The sequence below is a fragment of the Zestomonas ipomoeae genome (genome assembly GCF_057128665.1).
In genome coordinates, this window is sequence record NZ_JBSKHQ010000005.1 from 89,619 (window position 1) to 109,587 (window position 19,969).

Annotated in this window: 20 protein-coding genes; 14 read left to right on the top strand and 6 right to left on the bottom strand. The window is 63.5% G+C overall.

Annotated features, from left to right (window positions below; genetic code table 11):
• Positions 1 to 78: 78 nt before the first annotated feature.
• The 3 genes from ACWKV7_RS08405 to ACWKV7_RS08415 all read right to left on the bottom strand — a co-directional run bounded on the left by ACWKV7_RS08405 (position 79) and on the right by ACWKV7_RS08415 (position 2,424).
• Positions 79 to 558: a hypothetical protein gene (locus ACWKV7_RS08405; RefSeq protein WP_483857212.1), complete on the bottom strand. Its 480-nt coding sequence runs from the start codon at positions 556 to 558 to the stop codon at positions 79 to 81.
• Positions 559 to 761: 203 nt separating this feature from the next.
• A complete protein-coding gene (locus ACWKV7_RS08410) occupies positions 762 to 1,400 on the bottom strand; it encodes a tetratricopeptide repeat protein (protein ID WP_483857213.1) in 639 nt (212 codons plus the stop codon).
• Between the two features lie 169 nt (positions 1,401 to 1,569).
• Positions 1,570 to 2,424 (bottom strand): sulfurtransferase, encoded by an 855-nt coding sequence (locus ACWKV7_RS08415; protein ID WP_483857214.1) that lies wholly within the window; start codon positions 2,422 to 2,424, stop codon positions 1,570 to 1,572.
• Between the two features lie 88 nt (positions 2,425 to 2,512).
• Between ACWKV7_RS08415 and ACWKV7_RS08420 the strand changes: the two genes are divergently transcribed.
• Complete coding sequence (locus ACWKV7_RS08420) at positions 2,513 to 3,316, top strand: lysophospholipid acyltransferase family protein (RefSeq protein ID WP_483857215.1); 804 nt, start codon at positions 2,513 to 2,515, stop codon at positions 3,314 to 3,316.
• On the opposite strand, the gene ACWKV7_RS08425 is transcribed toward ACWKV7_RS08420, so the two are convergent.
• Positions 3,317 to 3,799, bottom strand: coding sequence for a DUF1499 domain-containing protein (locus ACWKV7_RS08425; RefSeq protein ID WP_483857216.1), 483 nt, complete (start codon positions 3,797 to 3,799; stop codon positions 3,317 to 3,319).
• On the opposite strand from ACWKV7_RS08425, the gene ACWKV7_RS08430 reads away from it, so the two are divergent.
• The 5 genes from ACWKV7_RS08430 to maiA all read left to right on the top strand — a co-directional run bounded on the left by ACWKV7_RS08430 (position 3,798) and on the right by maiA (position 8,929).
• Positions 3,798 to 4,601, top strand: coding sequence for an MOSC domain-containing protein (locus ACWKV7_RS08430; protein WP_483857217.1), 804 nt, complete (start codon positions 3,798 to 3,800; stop codon positions 4,599 to 4,601). The two genes, ACWKV7_RS08425 and ACWKV7_RS08430, sit on opposite strands and share 2 nt — an antisense overlap.
• Positions 4,602 to 4,903: 302 nt before the next feature.
• A complete protein-coding gene (gene hppD, locus ACWKV7_RS08435) occupies positions 4,904 to 5,986 on the top strand; it encodes a 4-hydroxyphenylpyruvate dioxygenase (protein ID WP_483857218.1) in 1,083 nt (360 codons plus the stop codon).
• A 19-nt stretch (positions 5,987 to 6,005) separates the two neighbouring features.
• Complete coding sequence (locus ACWKV7_RS08440; RefSeq protein WP_483857219.1) at positions 6,006 to 7,142, top strand: homogentisate 1,2-dioxygenase; 1,137 nt, start codon at positions 6,006 to 6,008, stop codon at positions 7,140 to 7,142.
• Positions 7,143 to 7,216: 74 nt separating this feature from the next.
• On the top strand, positions 7,217 to 8,200 hold the full coding sequence (locus ACWKV7_RS08445; RefSeq protein WP_483857220.1) for a fumarylacetoacetate hydrolase family protein: 984 nt from the start codon (positions 7,217 to 7,219) through the stop codon (positions 8,198 to 8,200).
• Positions 8,201 to 8,287: 87 nt separating this feature from the next.
• Positions 8,288 to 8,929 carry a maleylacetoacetate isomerase gene (gene maiA, locus ACWKV7_RS08450; RefSeq protein WP_483857221.1) on the top strand — a complete coding sequence of 214 codons (642 nt, stop codon included), beginning with the start codon at positions 8,288 to 8,290 and terminating at the stop codon, positions 8,927 to 8,929.
• 95 nt (positions 8,930 to 9,024) lie between these two features.
• On the opposite strand, the gene rne is transcribed toward maiA, so the two are convergent.
• Positions 9,025 to 12,000: a ribonuclease E gene (gene rne, locus ACWKV7_RS08455; RefSeq protein ID WP_483857222.1), complete on the bottom strand. Its 2,976-nt coding sequence runs from the start codon at positions 11,998 to 12,000 to the stop codon at positions 9,025 to 9,027.
• Between the two features lie 569 nt (positions 12,001 to 12,569).
• Here rne and rluC point away from each other — a divergent pair.
• Genes rluC through sppA form a run of 3 tightly spaced genes read left to right on the top strand, consistent with a single transcriptional unit; the run spans position 12,570 to position 15,181 of the window.
• Positions 12,570 to 13,523 carry a 23S rRNA pseudouridine(955/2504/2580) synthase RluC gene (gene rluC / locus ACWKV7_RS08460; RefSeq protein ID WP_483857223.1) on the top strand — a complete coding sequence of 318 codons (954 nt, stop codon included), beginning with the start codon at positions 12,570 to 12,572 and terminating at the stop codon, positions 13,521 to 13,523.
• A complete protein-coding gene (locus tag ACWKV7_RS08465) occupies positions 13,516 to 14,211 on the top strand; it encodes an HAD-IA family hydrolase (protein ID WP_483857224.1) in 696 nt (231 codons plus the stop codon). The genes rluC and ACWKV7_RS08465 overlap by 8 nt, the downstream gene beginning before the upstream one ends.
• Positions 14,201 to 15,181, top strand: coding sequence for a signal peptide peptidase SppA (sppA, locus tag ACWKV7_RS08470; RefSeq protein WP_483857225.1), 981 nt, complete (start codon positions 14,201 to 14,203; stop codon positions 15,179 to 15,181). The genes ACWKV7_RS08465 and sppA overlap by 11 nt, the downstream gene beginning before the upstream one ends.
• Positions 15,182 to 15,545: 364 nt before the next feature.
• On the opposite strand, the gene ACWKV7_RS08475 is transcribed toward sppA, so the two are convergent.
• The gene (locus ACWKV7_RS08475) at positions 15,546 to 16,124 is read right to left on the bottom strand and encodes a Maf family protein (protein WP_483857226.1); all 579 of its coding nucleotides are present in this window, start codon (positions 16,122 to 16,124) and stop codon (positions 15,546 to 15,548) included.
• 106 nt (positions 16,125 to 16,230) lie between these two features.
• Here ACWKV7_RS08475 and ACWKV7_RS08480 point away from each other — a divergent pair, with 106 nt between their 5' ends.
• The 5 genes from ACWKV7_RS08480 (at position 16,231) to fabG (ending at position 19,801) form a co-directional block, all read left to right on the top strand.
• Complete coding sequence (locus ACWKV7_RS08480) at positions 16,231 to 16,758, top strand: YceD family protein (protein WP_483857227.1); 528 nt, start codon at positions 16,231 to 16,233, stop codon at positions 16,756 to 16,758.
• A gap of 13 nt (positions 16,759 to 16,771) precedes the next feature.
• Positions 16,772 to 16,954, top strand: coding sequence for a 50S ribosomal protein L32 (gene rpmF, locus ACWKV7_RS08485; protein WP_108105224.1), 183 nt, complete (start codon positions 16,772 to 16,774; stop codon positions 16,952 to 16,954).
• Between the two features lie 2 nt (positions 16,955 to 16,956).
• A complete protein-coding gene (gene plsX, locus ACWKV7_RS08490) occupies positions 16,957 to 17,967 on the top strand; it encodes a phosphate acyltransferase PlsX (RefSeq protein ID WP_483857228.1) in 1,011 nt (336 codons plus the stop codon).
• Between the two features lie 137 nt (positions 17,968 to 18,104).
• Positions 18,105 to 19,043, top strand: a complete 939-nt coding sequence (fabD, locus tag ACWKV7_RS08495; RefSeq protein ID WP_483857229.1) for an ACP S-malonyltransferase — start codon at positions 18,105 to 18,107, stop codon at positions 19,041 to 19,043.
• A gap of 14 nt (positions 19,044 to 19,057) precedes the next feature.
• Complete coding sequence (fabG, locus tag ACWKV7_RS08500) at positions 19,058 to 19,801, top strand: 3-oxoacyl-ACP reductase FabG (protein WP_483857230.1); 744 nt, start codon at positions 19,058 to 19,060, stop codon at positions 19,799 to 19,801.
• Positions 19,802 to 19,969: the final 168 nt, after the last annotated feature.

Sequence of the window (19,969 nt, forward strand, 5' to 3'; positions counted from 1 at the left end):
AAAGGTCAGGCCAGGCAGGAACCGCCGGGAAAGTGGCTGGGGATGTATTCGACGTCGCGTACTGCCGGTGGGCAGCGCCTAGGCGGCGTGGCTGAGGTCGCCCACACAGCGCCGCCAGGCTTCGATGAAATCGCGCGGTCGGCCTTGGGGCTGGAATACCTGACGCCAGATCAGCGCCATGCCGAGCAGATCGTTATCTGCCGGCAGCTGCGTCCGGGTGGCTTCGACCAACAGCCAGGCAATGGCGGTTGCGTAACGCAGGTTAACGGTCAGTTCCAGATGCGGCGCGGCGAGAAACGCGTGCTGGCTGGCCAGGCCGCGGACGCGGCTGGCAAGCTCGGGGTCGAGTGCCAGGTGGTTGTCCCAGAGCAGTTGGTGGCGGCTGGCGGCGATGCGATAGAGGCCATGGCCTCGGCAGTCATCGAGCGCTGCGCCCAGCGCCGACTGGCTGGCCGCGGTGCCCAGCAGGAGCGTCTCGGCGCTTGTGGAGTGCCGCCCCAGATAAACCAATGTCGGGCGGATAACGTGTTTGCACAGCTCGCTCGCAGCAATACCCATAGAAGCCCCCAGGTAGGGTGACCGGCGGGGGCCGGGCGTTTGGCAGCTTCTCGTTCTGGATAAGGCCCCGCCGGAAGCGCGGTTAGGCGCTTGTCTTGAAGTGTAGTGGGACCTTTCCTTTGTAAAAGCCTGTTTTTAAATTGTTTTCGGCTTTCGGGCATAACCGATATGACGACTGGCGATTAGCCCCCACCCGAGGCGGTTCATTCCAGGGCTTCGAGCTGCTCGGCGGCCTCTTCATGACCCTGGTCGGCAGCACTGCGATACCAGCGGCGAGCCAGCTCGAGATCCTTCTTGGTGCCGCGGCCCCTGGCGTAGTAGTTGGCAACTTCGAACTGCGCATCGGAGTCACCCTGTTCGGCTGATTTGCGATACCAGCTGAACGCTTTGGCGTAGCTTTGCTCGACGCCCGTGCCTTCTTCATAGCTCACCGCCAGGTTGTACTGGGCATCGCGGTCACCCTGTTCGGCCGATTTCTGATACCAGTAAGCGGCCTTGTCGTAGTCCTGCTCCACGCCCTGGCCGTTTTCGTAGCTGACAGCCAGGTTGTACTGGGCGCAGGCATGGCCTTGCTCGGCGGCCATGCCGTACCAGTGAATGGCTTGCTGGAAATCCTGCTCGATTTCATCGTCGCCGTATTCGTATTCCAGGGCGAGGTTGTACTGGGCAGTGGCGTGGCCATCCTCGGCAGCCTCGATCATGGCCGCACCGACCAGGTCCGAGTACTGGTCTTCGATGTCGCAGGGGCTGGCGTCGAGTTCCGCGGCGGTGGCGGCGGTGGCGTTCAGCAGCAGGCCGAGCAGCAGCGATCGGAACAAGGTGCGGGGCGGGAAAAGATCCATCTCGAAGTCTCCATGAGGACGTGGGTGCGAAAGCGCATAGCTTGTGCGAGGGCCAGCGAAGCGGCAAGCGCACGAACCACCGCTTTGTGCGTTGCCGCACTAAAAAACGCGACTGCAGGCAAGCCCTCGACCAGCGGGGAAGACTGGCCGGAGGCCGGGCAAGCGAGGTCTAGTCGCCCGTCGCCACCGGTCGCTGCGGGTCGGTGATCCATTCGCTCCAGGAGCCGGCATAGAGTGCGCCCAGCGGATAACCGGTGAGCGCCAGGGCGAACAGGTTGTGGCAGGCGGTGACGCCGGACCCGCAGTAGGCCACCAACTGTTCGGCGGGTTTGCCGGCGAGCAGCCCGGCGAAGCGCTGGCGCAGTTGCTCGACGGGCAGAAAGCGCCCGTCGCTACCGAGATTGTCGGTGAAGGCGGCGCAGCGTGCGCCGGGGATATGCCCGGCCACCGGGTCGATGGGTTCCACCTCGCCGCGAAAGCGCGCCAGCGCGCGGGCATCGAGCAGCGTCAGCCGGGCCTCGCCGAGGCGCTGTTGCAAGGTCTCGGCGTCGATCAGCAAGCTCGGGTCCGGCTGGCCGTCGAAGGTTCCCCGGTCGCTCGGGGGCGTTTGCCGGGTCAACGGGAATCCGGCCTCGCGCCAGGCCTTCAGGCTGCCGTCGAGCAGGAAGACGCCGTCGCGCTTGCCGAGCCAGGTCAGCAGCCACCAGGCACGTGCGGCGAAGGCGCCGGGGCCGTCGTCGTACAGCACCACCTCGCTGTCATTATCGATACCCCAGTCGCGCAGGCGCTGGATCAGGCGCCGTGCCTCCGGCAAGGGATGTCGCCCGGTGCGACCTTTGCTCACCGGTCCGGAGAGGTCCTGCTCCAGGTCGGCGAACCGGGCGCCGGGCAGGTGCCCTTCGGCATAGCTCCGGGCGCCGTAGGTCGGATCTTCCAGGGCGAAGCGGCAGTCGAGGATGACCAGGCCCGGCTGATCCAGGCGGGCGGCCAATTGCTGGGGGCTTAGTAGTTGCGCGAGGGGCATGCCGGGCTCCTGTGTCGTATCGGTGGCAGGGCGCATCATAAGACAGCCGCGTAGCCGTCGCGCGGCGTCTGCCGAGGAATAACGAGAAATGTCGAACCTGCAGTCGGTATTGACGCGTTTTATTCTGCTTCGCCGTTTGGGCGTAGTCTTGGGGTCGCTGGCGGTGACCCTGTGGATCTGTTGCCTGGTACTGCTCCGCGCCGCCTGTGGACGTCTCGACCGCGCCCGTGTGGATGCCTATTGCCGCTGGTGGTCGGTTCGCTTGCTGCGGTTGGTGCGCATGCGCCTGAGCGTGCAGGGCACGCTGCCGGACTTCACCGATGGGCGCCGCTATCTGATCCTCTGCAATCATTCCAGTCACTACGACATTCCGGCCAGCTTCGTCGCGCTGCCGGGCTCGATCCGCATGCTGGCGAAGAAGGAGCTGTTCCGCGTGCCCTTCCTCGGCAAGGCCATGCGGGCCGCCGAATTTCCCTTCATCGACCGGCGCAACCGCCGCCAGGCCCTGGCCGACCTGGCAGCCGCACGGCGCATGATGGAGGGTGGCATCGTGCTCTGGGCCGCGCCCGAGGGCACGCGCTCAAGTGATGGTCAGCTGCTGCCGTTCAAGAAGGGATGTTTCCATTTGGCCGTGGATACCGGCGCGATCATCGTGCCGGTGGCCATTCGCGATATCCATCGGGTGCTGCCCGCGCGCAGCTGGCGTTTCAATCTCGCTCAGCGGGTCCAGCTTCACATTGGCGAGCCGATCGATGCCAGCCGCTATGACGCTGAGCATCTGCACGTTCTGATGAGCGAAACGCGCACGTGCATGCAGGCGCTGCTCGAAGGCGGCAACCGCTCGCAGCTGGTCGAACCGTTGCGTGTTCCTGCACTGGCGCTGGCCGACTGATCAGCGCCGTGACTGCAGTGTCTGCCGCAACGCCTCGATGCGCTTGCGGTTGACCCCGAGGTCGGAATAGCCCAGCCGCGACGCCGAGCGCACCTGCACCGCCTGCGGGCCGATCAGGAACTCCACATCGTCGACGAAGCGCAGCAGGCGGCTGGTGAATTCCGCACGCAGGTAGTTCTCCTTCTGCACCACCACATTCACCCGGGGGAGGTCGGCCAGCGTTGCAAGCAGCAGGCGGTGGGTCTCGGCCGGGCTGCCGAGCAGAGGCAGCGGTTCGACGTGATGCTCATCGTCGCTGGCCTGGCTGCTGACACAATTGGGCGAGGACGGGCAGGGCGCCAGTTGCCCATCGGTGAGGCCAAGGTTTGCTGGCGGACTGCCGCCACAGGCACCCAAGGCAGTCAACAGCAGCAGACCAAGCACCTTGTAGCCGATGTCGGCAACTCGTATAAGGGCGTTTTGCCGATCAGGAAGCTGGCTCATGCGTCTCTCCGCGCTCTATCGTTTTCCGCTCAAATCCGCCATTGGCGAACCGCTGCAAAGGGTCCCGCTGGACGCCCAGGGCTTGCGGGGCGACCGTCGCTGGATGGTAGTCGATGCCGAAAGCGGCCGCTTCCTCACCCAGCGTCTGCTGCCGCAGATGACTCAGCTCGGTGCCCGCTGGCACGGTAGCGAACAATTGCTCCTGACCGCGCCGGGCATGGATCCGCTGATGGTCGACCTACCCGGAGCGGAGGCACCGTTGCGCGGCGTGACCGTCTGGCGCGACAGCTTGCAGGTGCCGGACGCCGGCGACGCGGCGGCGTCCTGGTTGAGCCGCTGGTTGCAGCGATCTTGCCGCTTGGTACATGTCCCCGTGGAGCGCGCGCGCACGGTCGAGGCCGGCTATGGCTTACCCGGAGATAAAGTGGGTTTCGCCGATGGCTTTCCCCTGCTGCTGATCGGTCAGGCCTCGCTGGACGACCTGTCGAATCGTGTCGGGCGGCCCCTGGAAATGCTGCGCTTTCGCCCGAATCTGGTGATCGAGGGCGGCGAGCCCTACGCCGAAGACGGTTGGAAGCGCATCCGTATCGGTGACCTGCAGTTCCGTGTGGTCAAAGGCTGTTCGCGCTGCATCATGACCACGCTGGACCCGGCCACCGGCGAGCGCAGCAGCGACCGCGAGCCGCTGGCCACACTGCAGACCTACCGTGAGCGGGAGGGCAACGTCTACTTCGGCCAGAACCTGATTCCCGACGGTTGCGGCGAGCTGGCGGTCGGCATGCCGGTGGAGGTGCTTGAGTAGGTCGATCCCTGTCTCCCGCGGAAAAGGCCCTGCTTGGTGGCCCTGGGAGTGTTCCAGCCGGGACGAGCTCGCATCGCACGGCAGCCTTTCGCACCGCCTTGGCAACTATTCTTTACGCATTCCCAGGTCGCGCGTCACCAGTTCGCAGGGTCTTCTATGCTGTAAGGAATAGTTGCCAGTCGCGCTGGCAAGGAAGCCGGCAACGCCTCTGAACCGAGCTTGTCCGGGCTTCGGTCGTCGGTTGTGATGAACCCAGTCACAGCGCCTTGCGCGGTTCGCACAACAATCAACAAGGAGGCCGGATGAACACCGTGGCCAGAATCGAACAGCACAACCCCATCGGCACCGACGGCTTCGAATTCGTCGAGTACACCGCCCCGACCCCGGAGGGCATCGAACAACTGCGCACGCTGTTCGTCGCCATGGGCTTCACCGAGACCGCCAAGCACCGCTCCAAGGAAGTCTGGCTGTTCCAGCAGAACGGTGTGAATTTCGTGCTCAACGGCAGCCCCACCGGCCATGTCCGCGAGTTCGGCGAGAAGCACGGGCCCAGCGCCTGCGCCATGGCCTTCCGTGTGCAGAACGCGGCCCAGGCGGCGAGCTATGTCGAGTCCCAGGGCGCCAAGCTGGTGGGCAGCCATGCCAACTTCGGCGAGCTGAACATTCCCTGCGTGGAAGGCATTGGCGGTTCGTTGCTGTATCTGGTGGACCGCTATGGCGACAAGAGCATCTACGACGTCGACTTCGAATTCATTCCCGGTCGCAGCGCCAACGACAACGCCGTGGGCCTGATGGAGATCGACCACCTGACCCACAACGTCAAGCGTGGCCACATGGACGTCTGGTCGGGCTTCTATGAACGCATCGCCAACTTCCGCGAGATCCGCTACTTCGATATCGAAGGCAAGCTCACCGGGCTGCTGTCGCGCGCCATGACCGCGCCCTGCGGCAAAATCCGCATTCCGATCAACGAATCGGCAGACGAGAATTCGCAGATCGAGGAATTCATTCGCGAGTACCACGGCGAGGGCATCCAGCACATCGCCCTGTCCACCGACGACATCTACGAGACCGTGCGCCGCCTGCGTGCCAACGGGGTGGAGTTCATGCATACCCCGGACACCTACTACGACAAGGTGGACACTCGCGTGGCCGGTCACGGCGAGCCGCTCGACAAACTGCGCGAGCTGAACATCCTGATCGATGGCGCGCCGGGCGACGACGGCATCCTGCTGCAGATATTCACCAACACGGTAATCGGCCCGATCTTCTTCGAGATCATTCAGCGCAAGGGCAATCAGGGCTTCGGCGAGGGTAACTTCAAGGCCCTGTTCGAATCCATCGAGGAAGACCAGATCAAGCGCGGCGTGCTCAAGGCCGAGTGAGACCGAGCGGGAGACAGCGATGAGTCGTAAATGGATCAGTTTTCCCATCCGCGAGGGTGAATGCTCCCGCCAGGCGCACTGCGATTTCCCGCAGGGCACCTACGAGCGAGAGATGGGGCGCGAAGGTTTTTTCGGCCCGGCGGCGCACCTGCACCACAAGCATCCGCCGACCGGCTGGGTGGACTGGCAGGGACCGTTGCGGCCCCATGCGTTCAATTTCAACCAGGTTTCCAGCGAGCGCGACTGCCCGCTGGAGGCGCCTGTCACCCTGCACAACCACGACCTTCGCCTGCGGGTCTGGAAGACCAACGGCGCCATGCGCCATCTGGTGCGCAACAGCGACGGCGACGAACTGTTGTTCGTGCACGAAGGCGCAGGGCACTTTTATTGTGATTTTGGCCATCTCGAATTCCGCGATGGCGACTATCTGGTGATTCCCCGTGGTACTGCCTGGCGTGTGGAGCCCAGCGCACCGTGTTTCATGCTGTTGATCGAGAACACCGACGGTGCTTACCAGTTGCCGGACAAGGGCCTGGTCGGGCCCCACGCGATCTTCGATCCGGCGGTGCTCGATCACCCGAAACTGGACGATGCCTTCAAGGCCCAGCAGGACGAAAACACCTGGCAGATCCGCATCAAGCGCCGCAACCAGATCAGCACCGTCACCTACCCGTACAACCCGTTGGACGTGGTCGGCTGGCACGGTGACAACACCGTGGTACGCCTCAACTGGCGCGACATCCGGCCGCTGATGAGCCATCGCTACCATCTGCCGCCGTCGGCGCACACCACCTTCGTCGCGAATGGCTTCGTGGTGTGTACCTTCTGCCCGCGCCCGGTGGAGTCCGATCCGGGCGCATTGAAGGTGCCGTTCTACCACAACAACGACGACTACGATGAAGTGCTGTTCTATCACCGCGGTAACTTCTTCAGTCGCGACAACATCGAAGCGGGCATGGTTACCCTGCATCCTTGCGGTTTCCCCCATGGCCCGCACCCGAAGGCCCTGAAGAAGAGCCAGGAAAGCCCCGCAACCTTCGCCGACGAGGTGGCGGTGATGATCGATACCCGCCGCGCCCTGGAAATCGGCGAAGCGGCGGCCGCGGTGGATGTGCCCGAATACGTGAATTCCTGGCGCGCGCCGGGCAAAGCCTGAATCTGACAGCGGCGGGGTGTCCGCCGAAGCATCGCGGGCACGGCCCGCTCCTACCGGAATCCAAGGATCGTTAGATGAAACTCGCATCGTTGAACCAAGGCCGTGACGGCGTACTCCTGGTGGTCTCCCGCGATCTCGTGCGTGCAGTGAAGGTGCCGCAGATCGCCACGACCCTCCAGGCCGCCCTGGACGACTGGAGCCACTGCAAGCCGAAGCTGGAGGCCGTCTACCAGCGCCTCAACGATGGCCTCTGCGGGGAGGCCTTCCCGTTCGACCAGAGCGCCTGCCACAGCCCCCTGCCGCGTGCCTACCACTGGGCCGATGGCAGTGCCTACGTGAACCACGTGGAACTGGTGCGCAAGGCGCGTGGCGCGGAAATGCCGGAGTCGTTCTGGCACGATCCGCTGATGTACCAGGGTGGCGCGGACGCCTTCATTCCTCCGCAGGCGCCGATCCGCCTGGCGGACGAAGCGTGGGGCATCGACCTGGAAGCCGAGCTGGCGGTCATCACCGACGACGTGCCCATGGGTGCCACGCCCGCCGAGGCGGCTTCCCACATACAGTTGCTGATGCTGGTCAATGACGTGTCGTTGCGCAACCTGATCCCCGGCGAGTTGGCCAAGGGCTTCGGCTTCTACCAGAGCAAACCGTCGTCCAGCTTCTCTCCTGTGGCGGTCACTCCGGACGAGCTGGGCGAAGCCTGGAAGGAGGGTAAGGTGCACCTGCCCCTGGTTTCCCACATCAACGGCGCCTTGTTCGGCAAGCCGGACGCCGGCGTCGATATGACATTCAATTTTCCGACTCTGGTGGCCCACGCCAGCAAGACTCGTCCGCTGGGCTGCGGCACCATCATCGGCTCGGGCACCGTGTCCAATTACGACCGCAGTGCCGGTTCTTCCTGCCTGGCGGAGAAGCGTATGCTGGAGATCGTCGAGCATGGCGAGGCGAAGACGCCGTTCCTCAAGTTCGGTGATCGCGTGCGCATCGAGATGTTCGACGCTGCAGGCCACAGCATCTTCGGCGCCATCGACCAGAAGGTGGAGCGCTATGAGCGCTGAGCTTCAAACCACCTGTATCAAGCGGCGTCAAGCCGTGCTCTTGACTGCAGCCAGTAGCTGGTCGCTTGCGGCAGGAGGCGAAACCGGATGCTGACCCTCTATTCCTACTGGCGCTCCAGCGCTGCCTACCGGGTGCGCATCGCCCTCAACCTCAAGGGCCTGGCGTATCGCCAGGAGCCTGTACATCTGGTCAGGGATGGGGGGCAGCAACATTCGGCGGAGTACAGGGCGCTCAATCCCCAGGCCTTGCTCCCGCTGCTGGTGGATGGCGACCACCGAATTCCGCAGTCGCTGGCGATTCTGGAGTATCTGGAGGAAGTCTTTCCGGTGCCGGCCCTGCTGCCGGCCGATACCGCCGAGCGTGCGCGGGTACGCTCGTTGGCGCTGCATATCGCCTGCGACATCCATCCGCTGAATAACCTGCGCGTTTTACAGTACCTATCCGGCCCGCTGGGGGTCGATGACGAGGCGAAGAACGCCTGGTACCGGCACTGGGTAGAAACCGGGCTGGCGGCGGTGGAGCAGGGGCTCGACGCATTCGACGGGAGACTGTCCCTCGGCCAGCGTCCCGGCTATCTGGAGGCATGCCTGATCCCGCAGGTCTACAACGCTCGCCGTTTCGACTGCGACCTGCAGTACTTCCCGCGCATTCTCGCCATGACCGACCGCTGCGAAGCCCTCGACGCTTTCAGGAACGCAGCGCCTGAAGCCCAGCCGGACGCCCAGTAGAGCCCTGGGGCGGTGCGCGCCGCCGCGACGGTAAATGCCGCGCAAACAAAAAGGGGATGCCAGTCGGCATCCCCTTTTTGCTGGACAGAATTGCATCAGGCGTGCGGTTTGACCTCTTCCGCGTCCTGCTGCTCTTCTTCGGCCGGCCCTTGTGCTTCATCCACCGCCGGCTCGCTGGCCTGCGACGGTTGTTCGGCCTTGACCGGCTCCTCAGCCTCGACAGCGGGCTCGGTCGCTTCTACCTGCGGCGCTTCCGCGACCGGAGACGCTTGTTCTTCCGGTGCGGGTGCCGGCTCGACCGGAGCGGCTTGGGCCTGCGCCTCAGCATTCGCCGCGGCTTCGCGGGCCAGGCGCTCGGCTTCGCGTTGACGACGACGCACTTCGCGCGGGTCGTTGGCGGCACGGCCGGTGCTGGTTACGCCGGCAGCCGGTTGCTCGGCAGGTGCTGCCGGAGCGGGCTCCTGCGGTGCGGCAGGCGTAGGCGCGGCGACTTCAGTGGGTTGTTCCACTTCGGGCGTTGCCACGGGCGCGGCGGCCTGCGGCTCTTCGACAGGAGCCTCGGCTACGGCTTCTTGCGCAACGAAGGTGACCGCCTCGGCTTCGGCGACGCCGGCTGCCGGGCTAACTTCGGCGGGCTTTTCCTCGGTTTCGGCAGTGGCAGGTTCCGGAGTGTCGGCCAGCATGCCACTGACAGCGGCACTGGTAACAGCCGCGGCAGCAGCCTGTTCGCTCTTGTCTTCCGTACCGCTGGTCTCCTCGGTCGCCAGCTCTTCGCCGTTGACGTCGCGCTGACGCTCACGACGGTTGCTGCGACGACGCTGGCCGCGGGAACGGCGGCGCGGACGCTCGCTGCCTTCGGTGTGCTCCTGGCCTTCCTCTTGCGACTCTTCGTCCAGCAGTTCCTCTTCGTTCACGGCTTGCTCGGCACGCGGTTGACGTTCTTCGCGCGGCGGACGCGGCTGGCGCTCTTCGCGCGGCTGGCGGGCCGGACGCTCTTCGCGGCTGGCTTCCTGGCCGTCGAGCGGCTCACGCAGTTCGCGGACGCGCTCCTCGCGTGGTTTGCGCTCCTCGCGCTGCGGACGCTCGCGACCTTCGCGTGCCTCGACCGCGGCGGCTTCGCGCGGCTGGCGTGGCTGGCGCTCTTCACGCGGTTGGCGCTCTTCGCGCGGCTCGCGGGCTTCGCGTGGTTGACGCTCCTCGCGAGGTTCGCGAGGTTCGCGGGCTTCACGCGGCTGGCGTTCTTCACGCGGCTTGCGCTCTTCGTCACGGCCACGGCCATCGCGGCGGCGATTCTGCTGGCGGCCACCACGGCGCTCGTCGCCACGGGGCTGGCGCGGGGTGGTCGGCTTCTCGATGACCACCGGCTCCGCCTCTTCCTTGGCGAACAGGCTCACCAGGGACTTCACCAGGCCCTTGAACAGACTCGGCTCGGGAGTGGGGGCGGGGGCCGCCACCGGCTCGGCCGGAATCGGCGCGCTGCGCTGCGGAGCGGTCTTCACCGCGGCTTCCTGGCGGGCCAGGGTGCGGGTGGCGCTGATCGGCTGCACTTCCTCGGCTTCGCTCGGGGCCATTTCATAGCTGGACTGGCCGGCCATGACTTCCGGGCTGTCGTCGCGCAGGCGCTGTACTTCGAAGTGCGGAGTTTCCAGGTGGTCGTCCGGCAGGATGAAGATGCGCGCGCGGGTGCGCAGCTCGATCTTGGTGATCGCGTTGCGCTTTTCGTTGAGCAGGAAGGCGGCAACCTGGAAGGGTACGCGGGCGCGGACTTCGGCGGTGCGGTCCTTCAGGGCTTCTTCCTCGATCAGGCGCAGGATCGCCAGCGACAACGATTCGACATCGCGGATGATGCCTTGGCCATTGCAGCGCGGGCAGACGATGCCGCTGGTCTCGCCGAGGGATGGACGCAGACGCTGGCGGGACATTTCCAGCAGGCCGAAGCGCGAGATGCGACCGACCTGGACGCGGGCACGGTCGGCCTCCAAGGCTTCGCGGACTTTCTCTTCCACGGCGCGCTGGTTTTTCGCCGGGGTCATGTCGATGAAGTCGATGACGATCAGGCCACCGATGTCGCGCAGGCGCAGCTGGCGGGCGATTTCTTCGGCCGCTTCCAGGTTGGTCTGCAGCGCGGTTTCTTCGATGTCGCCGCCTTTGGTCGCACGTGCCGAGTTGATGTCGATGGACACCAGGGCTTCGGTCGGGTCGATGACGATGGAGCCGCCGGACGGCAGCTTCACTTCGCGCTGGAAGGCGGTTTCGATCTGGCTTTCGATCTGGAAGCGGTTGAACAGCGGCACGCTGTCTTCGTACAGCTTGATCTTGCTCGCGTACTGCGGCATCACTTGGCGGATGAAACTCAGCGCTTCTTCCTGGGCTTCGACGCTATCGACCAGCACTTCACCGATGTCTTGGCGCAGGTAGTCGCGGATCGCACGGATGATGACGTTGGATTCCTGGTAGATCAGGAACGGCGCGGCGCGCTCGCCGGAGGCTTCCTTGATGGCGCTCCACAGTTGCAGCAGGTAGTCGAGGTCCCACTGCAGCTCTTCGCTGCTGCGGCCAAGGCCCGCAGTGCGAACGATCAGGCCCATGTCGGCCGGGGCGTCGAGGCCGTTCAGCGCTTCGCGCAATTCGTTGCGTTCTTCGCCTTCGATACGACGGGAAATGCCGCCGGCGCGGGGATTGTTCGGCATCAGTACCAGGTAGCGCCCAGCGAGACTGATGAAGGTGGTCAGGGCAGCGCCTTTGTTGCCGCGCTCTTCCTTCTCGACCTGGACGATGACTTCCTGGCCTTCGGAAAGCACTTCCTTGATGTTGATGCGGCCTTCCGGCGCCTTTTTGAAGTATTCGCGGGAAATTTCTTTGAGGGGGAGGAAGCCGTGGCGCTCGGCGCCGAAGTCGACGAAGGCGGCTTCGAGGCTGGGCTCGACGCGAGTGATGCGGCCCTTGTAGATGTTGGCCTTCTTCTGCTCGCGGGCGCCGGACTCGATGTCCAGATCGTAGAGCTTCTGGCCGTCTACCAGGGCGACACGCAACTCTTCAGGCTGAGTTGCGTTAATGAGCATTCTTTTCATGTAGTACCGTCGGTTCCGGGCTGCCGGAAACGCGTTCGGCACACACGACTCTCGCGGTCGGTGTCAGGGCGCGTCAGAAACGGTTGTCAGTCGTTCCAGTGTCTAGCGATGTCGAGCCAGTTGGGCCGGCGTCGCGACTACGTCTCCTGCTTTGCTGTGGGTGACAGAAAGCACTTTAGTCAGGAGGAGGAATCAACCAGTCGGCGGAGGACGAGATAAAGCGTCTTGAATAAAGCCTGTGCTACGCAGTCCGACGGTTGTGCATCTCCACCCTACACGTATCCTTTGAAAATCGGGTGCCGCTCGCAGAATCCGCAGCGGGTTGGCATTTACCGCAACCGCCCACCTGGGTGATTGCGCGTCATGGCTCAAGGCTTTTATTTCCGGGTATCTCGCGGCCTTTTGCGGCGAAAACCCGTCGGACGGCCTTACGTCCCGAATGGGTTGCGCTCGGTCGGGATGGCAGTTTTGTCGATCATCCCCGAACCGGGCCGCTTTTGGCGGCGTTCTCAACTATAGCAGCAATCATTAAGTGCTTCAATTGCATGAAAAATTGTTATCATGCCCGGATGACTATTTCCCCCTCCCAAACCTCCGGCGTGCAATTGCTCGAGGTTGCGCCGGAACTCGCCGGTCAGCGCATCGACAACTTCCTGCGCGCCCAGCTCAAGGGCGTGCCCAAGACCCTGATCTACCGCATCCTGCGCAAGGGCGAAGTGCGGGTCAACAAGGGTCGGATAAAGCCCGAATACAAGTTGCAGGCCGGCGATATCGTGCGTGTGCCGCCGTTGCGGCTGGCCGAACGCGATGAGCCGGTACCGCTCGCCCAGGGGCTGTTGGAGCGCCTCGAGGCGGCCATCCTGTACGAGGACAAGGCGCTCATCGTGCTCAACAAGCCGACCGGAATCGCCGTTCATGGCGGCAGCGGGCTCAGCTACGGCGTGATCGAGGCATTTCGCCAGCTGCGACCGGATGCCAAGGAGTTGGAATTGGTCCATCGTCTGGATCGCGATACCTCGGGGCTTCTGATGATCGCCAAGAAGCGCAGCATGCTGCGCCATCTGCACGAGGCGCTGAGAGGCGATGGCGTGGACAAGCGCTATCTCGCTCTCGTGCGTGACAGTTGGCCGGCGGCCAAGAAGCAGGTGTGCGCACCGCTGCTCAAGAGCAATCTGCGTTCGGGTGAGCGCATGGTGGAGGTGAATCAGGAGGGCAAGGAGGCGCTGACCGTATTTCGCGTGCTGCGTCGATTCGGTGAGTTCGCCACGCTGGTCGAGGCCAGCCCGATTACCGGGCGCACCCATCAGATTCGCGTGCATGCCAAGCATGCCGGCCATCCCATCGCGGGCGATCCGAAGTACGGTGACGATGATTTCACGCGGGAGATCCGCGAACTGGGTGGTAAGCGCCTGTTCCTACATGCCCATGCGCTGAAAGTGACGCTGCCGGATGGCGGTGAGTTGCACCTCGAGGCGCCGGTGGATGAGATGTGGGCGACCACTCTGGAGCGCCTGGATGCCTGATTATCGACTGCTGATCTTCGATTGGGACGGCACGCTGGTCGACTCGATCGGGCGCATCGTCGAGTCGATGCATCTTGCGGCGGCGGCGTGTGACCTGCCGCGCCGCGCCGATGCGCAGATTCGCGGCATCATCGGGCTGGGGTTGCCGGAAGCGATCCGCGAGCTTTATCCGGAGTTGCAGGAACTCTCGCGTGTCGAGCGTTTTCGTCGGCTCTACAGCGAGCACTATCTGGCGCTGGAAAGCGAGCCTTCGGTGTTGTTTCCTGGCGTTGCCGATGCGTTGGAGGCCTTTCGGGCCGAGGGTTATCTCCTGGCTGTGGCGACCGGTAAGGGGCGTCATGGGCTGGATCGTGTGCTTGCCGGTCGTGGCTGGCTGGATTACTTCGATATCACCCGTTGCGCCGATGAAACCGCGAGCAAGCCCGATCCTCTGATGCTGCATGAGATTCTTGTGCACTGCGGGGTTGGTGTGGAGCAGGCGGTGATGGTCGGGGATTCGTCGTTCGATCTGCTGATGGCGCGCAGCGCTGGCATGGATTCGGTGGCGGTTGGCTATGGTGCGCAGCCGCTGGAAACTTTGCGCCGGTACGGGCCGAGGTTGGCGATCGAGCGTTTTTCGGAATTGCGGGCCTGGCTGGCCGGCAGTCCAAATGGACAAACCAGAGAGGTGGGTGAGTATGTCGGATGAGTGGAAGGCATCGGCCGGCGGCAGCGGTGACGAGCGGAGTTGGGCGCTGCTGGAGAAGGCGGTGCTGGCGGGGGTTCAGGAACAGCGTCGGTCTCGTCGCTGGGGTATTTTCTTCAAGCTGCTGACCTTCACCTATCTGTTCGTTGCCCTGGCTCTGGTGATTCCCGGGTTGGATCTGTCCAAGGGCGCTGCGCGCAGCGAAAGCCATACGGCGTTAATCGAGGTGCGCGGGGTTATCGCCGATCAGGAGTTGGCTAGCGCCGACAATATCGTGGGCAGCTTGCGCGAGGCCTTTGAGGACAAGAAGACCAAGGGCGTGATCCTGCGCATCAATAGCCCAGGCGGCAGCCCGGTGCAGTCCGGCTACATCTATGACGAGATTCGCCGCTTGCGCGCGTTGCACCCGGATATCAAAGTCTACGCCGTGATAACCGACGTGGGTGCCTCCGGGGCCTACTACATCGCCAGTGCGGCTGATGAGATCTATGCGGACAAGTCGAGCTTGGTCGGGTCCATTGGCGTAACGGCAGCAACGTTCGGTTTCGTCGGCACGATGGATAAGCTCGGTGTCGAGCGTCGGGTGTACACCTCCGGCGAGCACAAGGCGTTCCTCGATCCGTTCCAGCCGGAAAAGGAAGAGGAAACCCGTTTCTGGAAAGAAGTGCTGGAAACCACGCATCGCCAGTTCATTGCCAGCGTGAAGCAGGGGCGCGGAGAGCGCTTGAAGGTCGAGCAGCATCCGGAGCTCTTTTCCGGCTTGATCTGGTCTGGCGAGCAGGCGTTGGAGCTGGGTCTGATCGATGCGCTGGGCAATGCCAGCTATGTGGCGCGCGAGGTAATCGGCGAGAAGCAAATGATTGACTACAGCGTCAAGGAAACCCCGTTCGACCGTTTCACCAAGCGCCTGGGTGTCAGCGTGGCGGAGCGCCTGGCGCTTTGGGCTGGATTGCAAGGGCCGACATTGCGCTGAGGTTCGGTGCATGAGGAAAAGCCCTGCTCTTGGTTGTATGCAGTTCGCTTAAGCATCTGAGTCCCGACGGGGTTTTCCCCGGAAATCCGATGCCAGGTCTCTGGCATCGGATTTTTTGTCTCTCCAAAGCAGGTGACCCTGCAAGGCTAGGTCGAAGGGCTGGTCTGTCAGGATGTGTGGGGTGGCCTACAGCACCATCCGTCGTGAGACGAGCTGCGCCGTGGTGGGCTGTTTCTGGATCACCGTCCAGGGCCCTCAAAAACCGGGACGGCGACGATTTCCAAGACACGCTATTCAATGGATCGGAAGGCAGCTTCGCTTGAGTGAGCAGCGCTGCGGCTCCTGGTCGGGCTTTTGCCTGGGGTCAGGGGATTTGTACACCTTCCGCCAGCAGCATGTCGACCAGGCGTATGAGCGGCAGGCCGATCAGGCTGGTGGCGTCCGGGCCTTCGGTGCTGCGAAACAGTGAGACTCCTAGTCCTTCCGCTTTGAAGCTGCCTGCGCAGTCGAAGGGCTTTTCGGCTTCCAGGTAACGCCTGATGCGTGCCTCGTCCAGCTTGCGGAAGTGCACGGTGAACGGTACGCAGTCCACCTGGCAGTCGCCGGTCAGGGTATTGATCAGCGCCAGCCCGGTCAGGAAGGTCACGCTGGTGCCGCTGGCCGCGCTCAGTTGGGCTTGTGCGCGGTGCATGTTGTGGGGCTTGCCGAGGATTTGCCCTTCCAGCACGGCAACCTGGTCGGAGCCGATGATCAGGTGTGCCGGATGAAATGCCGCCAGGGCGCGGGCTTTTTCTTCCGCCAGACGGCGCACCAGGGGTTCGGCATCCTCGTGGGGGTGGCGCGTTTCGTCGATGGCGGGAGCGCTCCAGGTGAACGGCAGGCGCAGGCGGGAGAGCAGTTCGCGGCGATAGGTCGAGCTGGAGGCGAGCACCAGGGGCAGCATGGGATTCTCCTTTAGTCGAGCGGCGATTCTAGGAGGAATGCCTTACGGCGGACAGGGCGGAATTTCCTTTGACAGGGGCGGGGGGCATCCCTAGAATGCGGCGCCTATGTTGAATGGGCCGATTCCAACTCACGTTGACCCGCGCAAGCTGGCTGATCGTGGCGCCACCCTCGAAGGGGATATGCCGCTAGCCAACCTGTCGCGACTCTGCGATCCGCTTGCGGATCAGGCAGGGGCGGTGCACGCGAAAATGACTTTCGAACGCGATGAACAGCGTGCCGTGGTCATTCAGAGCGAGCTCGACGTTGAGGTCAAAATGGTTTGTCAGCGTTGCCTGGAACTGGTCTCCCTGCCGATCCACAGCGAATGTACTTACGTCGTGGTGAAGGAAGGGGCGGACACTGGGTCGCTGCCGAAGGGCTATGACGCACTGGAAGTGGGCGAAGATCCGGTGGATCTGATTGGATTGATCGAGGATGAGCTGTTGCTCGCCCTGCCGATCGTCCCGCTTCACGACCCCGAAATTTGCCAGCAGCCGGCGGGGCTCGAAGAGCCTGAGCCGAGCGAGGACGAGGTGTCGCGGTCCAACCCGTTCAGCGTACTGGCACAGTTAAAGCGTGACCCAAACGTTTAGGAGTTAATTAGTTATGGCTGTTCAGCAGAACAAAAAATCCCGCTCCGCGCGCGACATGCGTCGCTCCCACGATGCTCTCGAGGCGAGCGCCCTGTCCGTCGAGAAGAGCACCGGTGAAGTGCACCTGCGTCATCACGTGTCGCCGGATGGCTTCTACCGTGGTCGCAAAGTGATCGACAAGGGCGCTGACGAGTAATCTTGTCCGCTCCGGTCATCGCGATTGATGCAATGGGTGGGGACTTCGGTCCCCACTGCGTTGTTCCGGCTTGCGTTTCCTGCCTGGCCGAAAACCCCTCGCTCCATCTGGTCCTCGTTGGCCAAGCTCCCCTTCTCGAAGAATTAATTGCCCTCCATCATGGCGTGGATCGTGCGCGCCTGCGCGTCGAACATGCGAGCGAGGCGGTGGCTATGGATGAGCGCCCGGCCCAGGCGCTGCGCGGCAAGCCGGACTCCTCCATGCGCGTGGCGCTGGAGTTGCTGCGTGACAGGCGCGCGCACGCCTGCGTGAGTGCCGGCAATACCGGTGCGTTGATGGCGCTGTCGCGCTACGTGCTGAAGACCCTGCCGGGCATCGACCGGCCGGCCATGGTGGCGGCCATTCCCGCCGGTCGCAGCAGGTGTCTGTTGCTCGATCTGGGGGCGAATGTCGATTGCAGTGCCGAGCATCTCTACCAGTTCGCAATCATGGGTGCCGTGGCTGCCGAAGCGCTGGGTGTCGCCAGGCCGCGGGTGGCGCTATTGAATGTCGGCACCGAAGAAATCAAAGGCAACCAGCAGGTCAAGCTGGCGGCCAGCCTCCTGCAGCAGGCCGAAGGGCTCAACTACGTGGGTTTCGTCGAGGGTGACGGCCTCTATCGAGGCGAGGCGGATGTAGTGGTTTGCGATGGTTTCGTCGGCAATATCCTGCTGAAGTCCAGCGAAGGTCTGGCGAGCATGATTTCCGCGCGGGTCGAGGCGCTATTCAAGTCGGGCATTTCGGCGCGCCTGGTCGGTGCCTTGGCGATGCCCCTGCTGCGCCGGTTGCAGGGCGAACTGGCGCCTGCGCGCTACAATGGCGCCAGTTTTCTCGGCTTGCAGGGCATCGTCGTGAAAAGCCACGGCGCTGCGGGGGCCGAGGGTTTTCAGAGCGCCATTCGGCTGGCGCTGGCGGAGGTGCATGAAAACCTTCCGCAGCGTTTACATGGTCGACTGGAGCACCTGCTCCTCTAAACAGGGCAAGTCTACTGTTGTCGCTTTCGAGTTGGTGGATGTGACTGCTCAGGTAGGCTCGCCATCCAACTGTCAGCTCGAAGCGCTCGCTCAGTCGGCGCTTCCTTTGGTGACCAGACCCTTAGGGACCCGTTCATATGTCTGCATCCTTTGCATTTGTCTTTCCTGGCCAGGGTTCGCAATCCCTGGGTATGCTCGCTGAACAGGGCGCGCAGCAGCGGTTGATCCTCGATACGTTTCAAGAGGCTTCCGAAGCGCTCGGTTACGATCTGTGGGCGTTGACTCAGGAGGGGCCGGAAGAGCAACTCAACCAGACCGACAAGACCCAGCCGGCGATACTTGCCGCTTCCATTGCGCTCTGGCGCCTCTGGCTGGCCGAGTCGGGCTCGCGTCCAGCGTATGTTGCAGGTCACAGTCTAGGTGAGTATTCCGCACTGGTGGCTGCGGGTAGCCTGGGTTTTGCCGACGCCGTCAAGCTTGTTGAGCGTCGCGGCCAGCTGATGCAGGAGGCCGTGCCGGCCGGGCAGGGCGGTATGGCCGCGATTCTGGGGTTGGAGGATGCCGACGTGCTGGCCGCCTGTGCCGAGGCGGCACAAGGCGAAGTCGTCAGTGCGGTGAACTTCAACGCTCCCGGGCAAGTGGTAATCGCTGGCGCGGCTGCTGCGGTCGAGCGGGCCATCGAGGCATGCAAGGCGCGCGGCGCCAAGCGGGCCATGGCGTTGCCGGTCAGCGTGCCGTCCCACTGTGCGCTGATGCGTCCTGCGGCCGAACGCTTCGCCGAGTCCATCGAGGCGTTGAGCTGGCAGGCGCCGCAGATTCCGCTGGTGCAGAATGTCAGCGCAGCGGTGGTCGCCGATCTGGATACGCTCAAGCGTGATTTGCTGGCGCAGTTATACAACCCGGTGCGTTGGGTGGAGTCCATGGTTTGCCTGGCCGACAACGGTGTGGCGAACCTGGTCGAGTGTGGTCCTGGTAAGGTGTTGTCGGGCCTGAACAAGCGGTGTGTCAAAGGTATTGGCACACTCAATCTGGATACCCCGGATGCCTTCGTCGCCACTCGCGCGGCGTTGGCTTGAACAAGGAGAAGCTTATGAGTCTGCAAGGCAAGGTCGCACTGGTGACTGGGGCGAGTCGTGGCATTGGCCAGGCGATCGCTCTGGAGTTGGGTCGCCAGGGGGTCGTGGTGATCGGTACCGCGACCTCGGCCAGTGGCGCCGAGCGCATTGCCGAGACGCTGAAGGCCAATGGCATCGAAGGTGCAGGCCTGGTGCTGGACGTCGGCAACGACGAGTCGGTGGCCAGCACCTTGGAACACATTCAGCAGCACCTCGGCCAGCCGCTGATTCTGGTCAACAATGCCGGCATCACGCGCGACAACCTGATGCTGCGCATGAAGGATGAGGAGTGGCACGATGTCATCAATACCAACCTCAGCAGTCTCTATCGCTTGTCGAAGGCGGTTCTGCGCGGCATGACCAAAGCTCGTTGGGGTCGGATCATCAATATCGGTTCAGTCGTCGGCGCCATGGGCAATGCCGGGCAGGTGAACTACGCGGCTGCCAAGGCCGGGCTGGAGGGCTTCGGCCGGGCGCTGGCCCGTGAAGTGGGTTCGCGCTCGATCACCGTCAACTCGGTGGCCCCCGGCTTCATCGACACCGACATGACCCGTGAGCTGCCGGATGCCCAGCGTGAAGCCATGCTGTCCCAGATCCCGCTGGGGCGCCTGGGCCAGGCCGATGAGATTGCCAAGGTCGTCGCGTTTCTCGCTTCGGATGGCGCGGCTTACGTCACTGGGGCTACTATCCCGGTGAATGGCGGAATGTATATGGCTTGAATGTGACGAAACCCTTCGAATAACTGTCATACGAGCTGTCTAAAATCCGTTATAAAGCTGCAACAGGTTTATAGGCTGATCGTTGTACATGGTCTTCCAAGGGTTCAGCATTCAGCTTGAAAAGCAGAAAACCCTTTCTATACACTTGGCCGCAGACTAGCTGCCTCG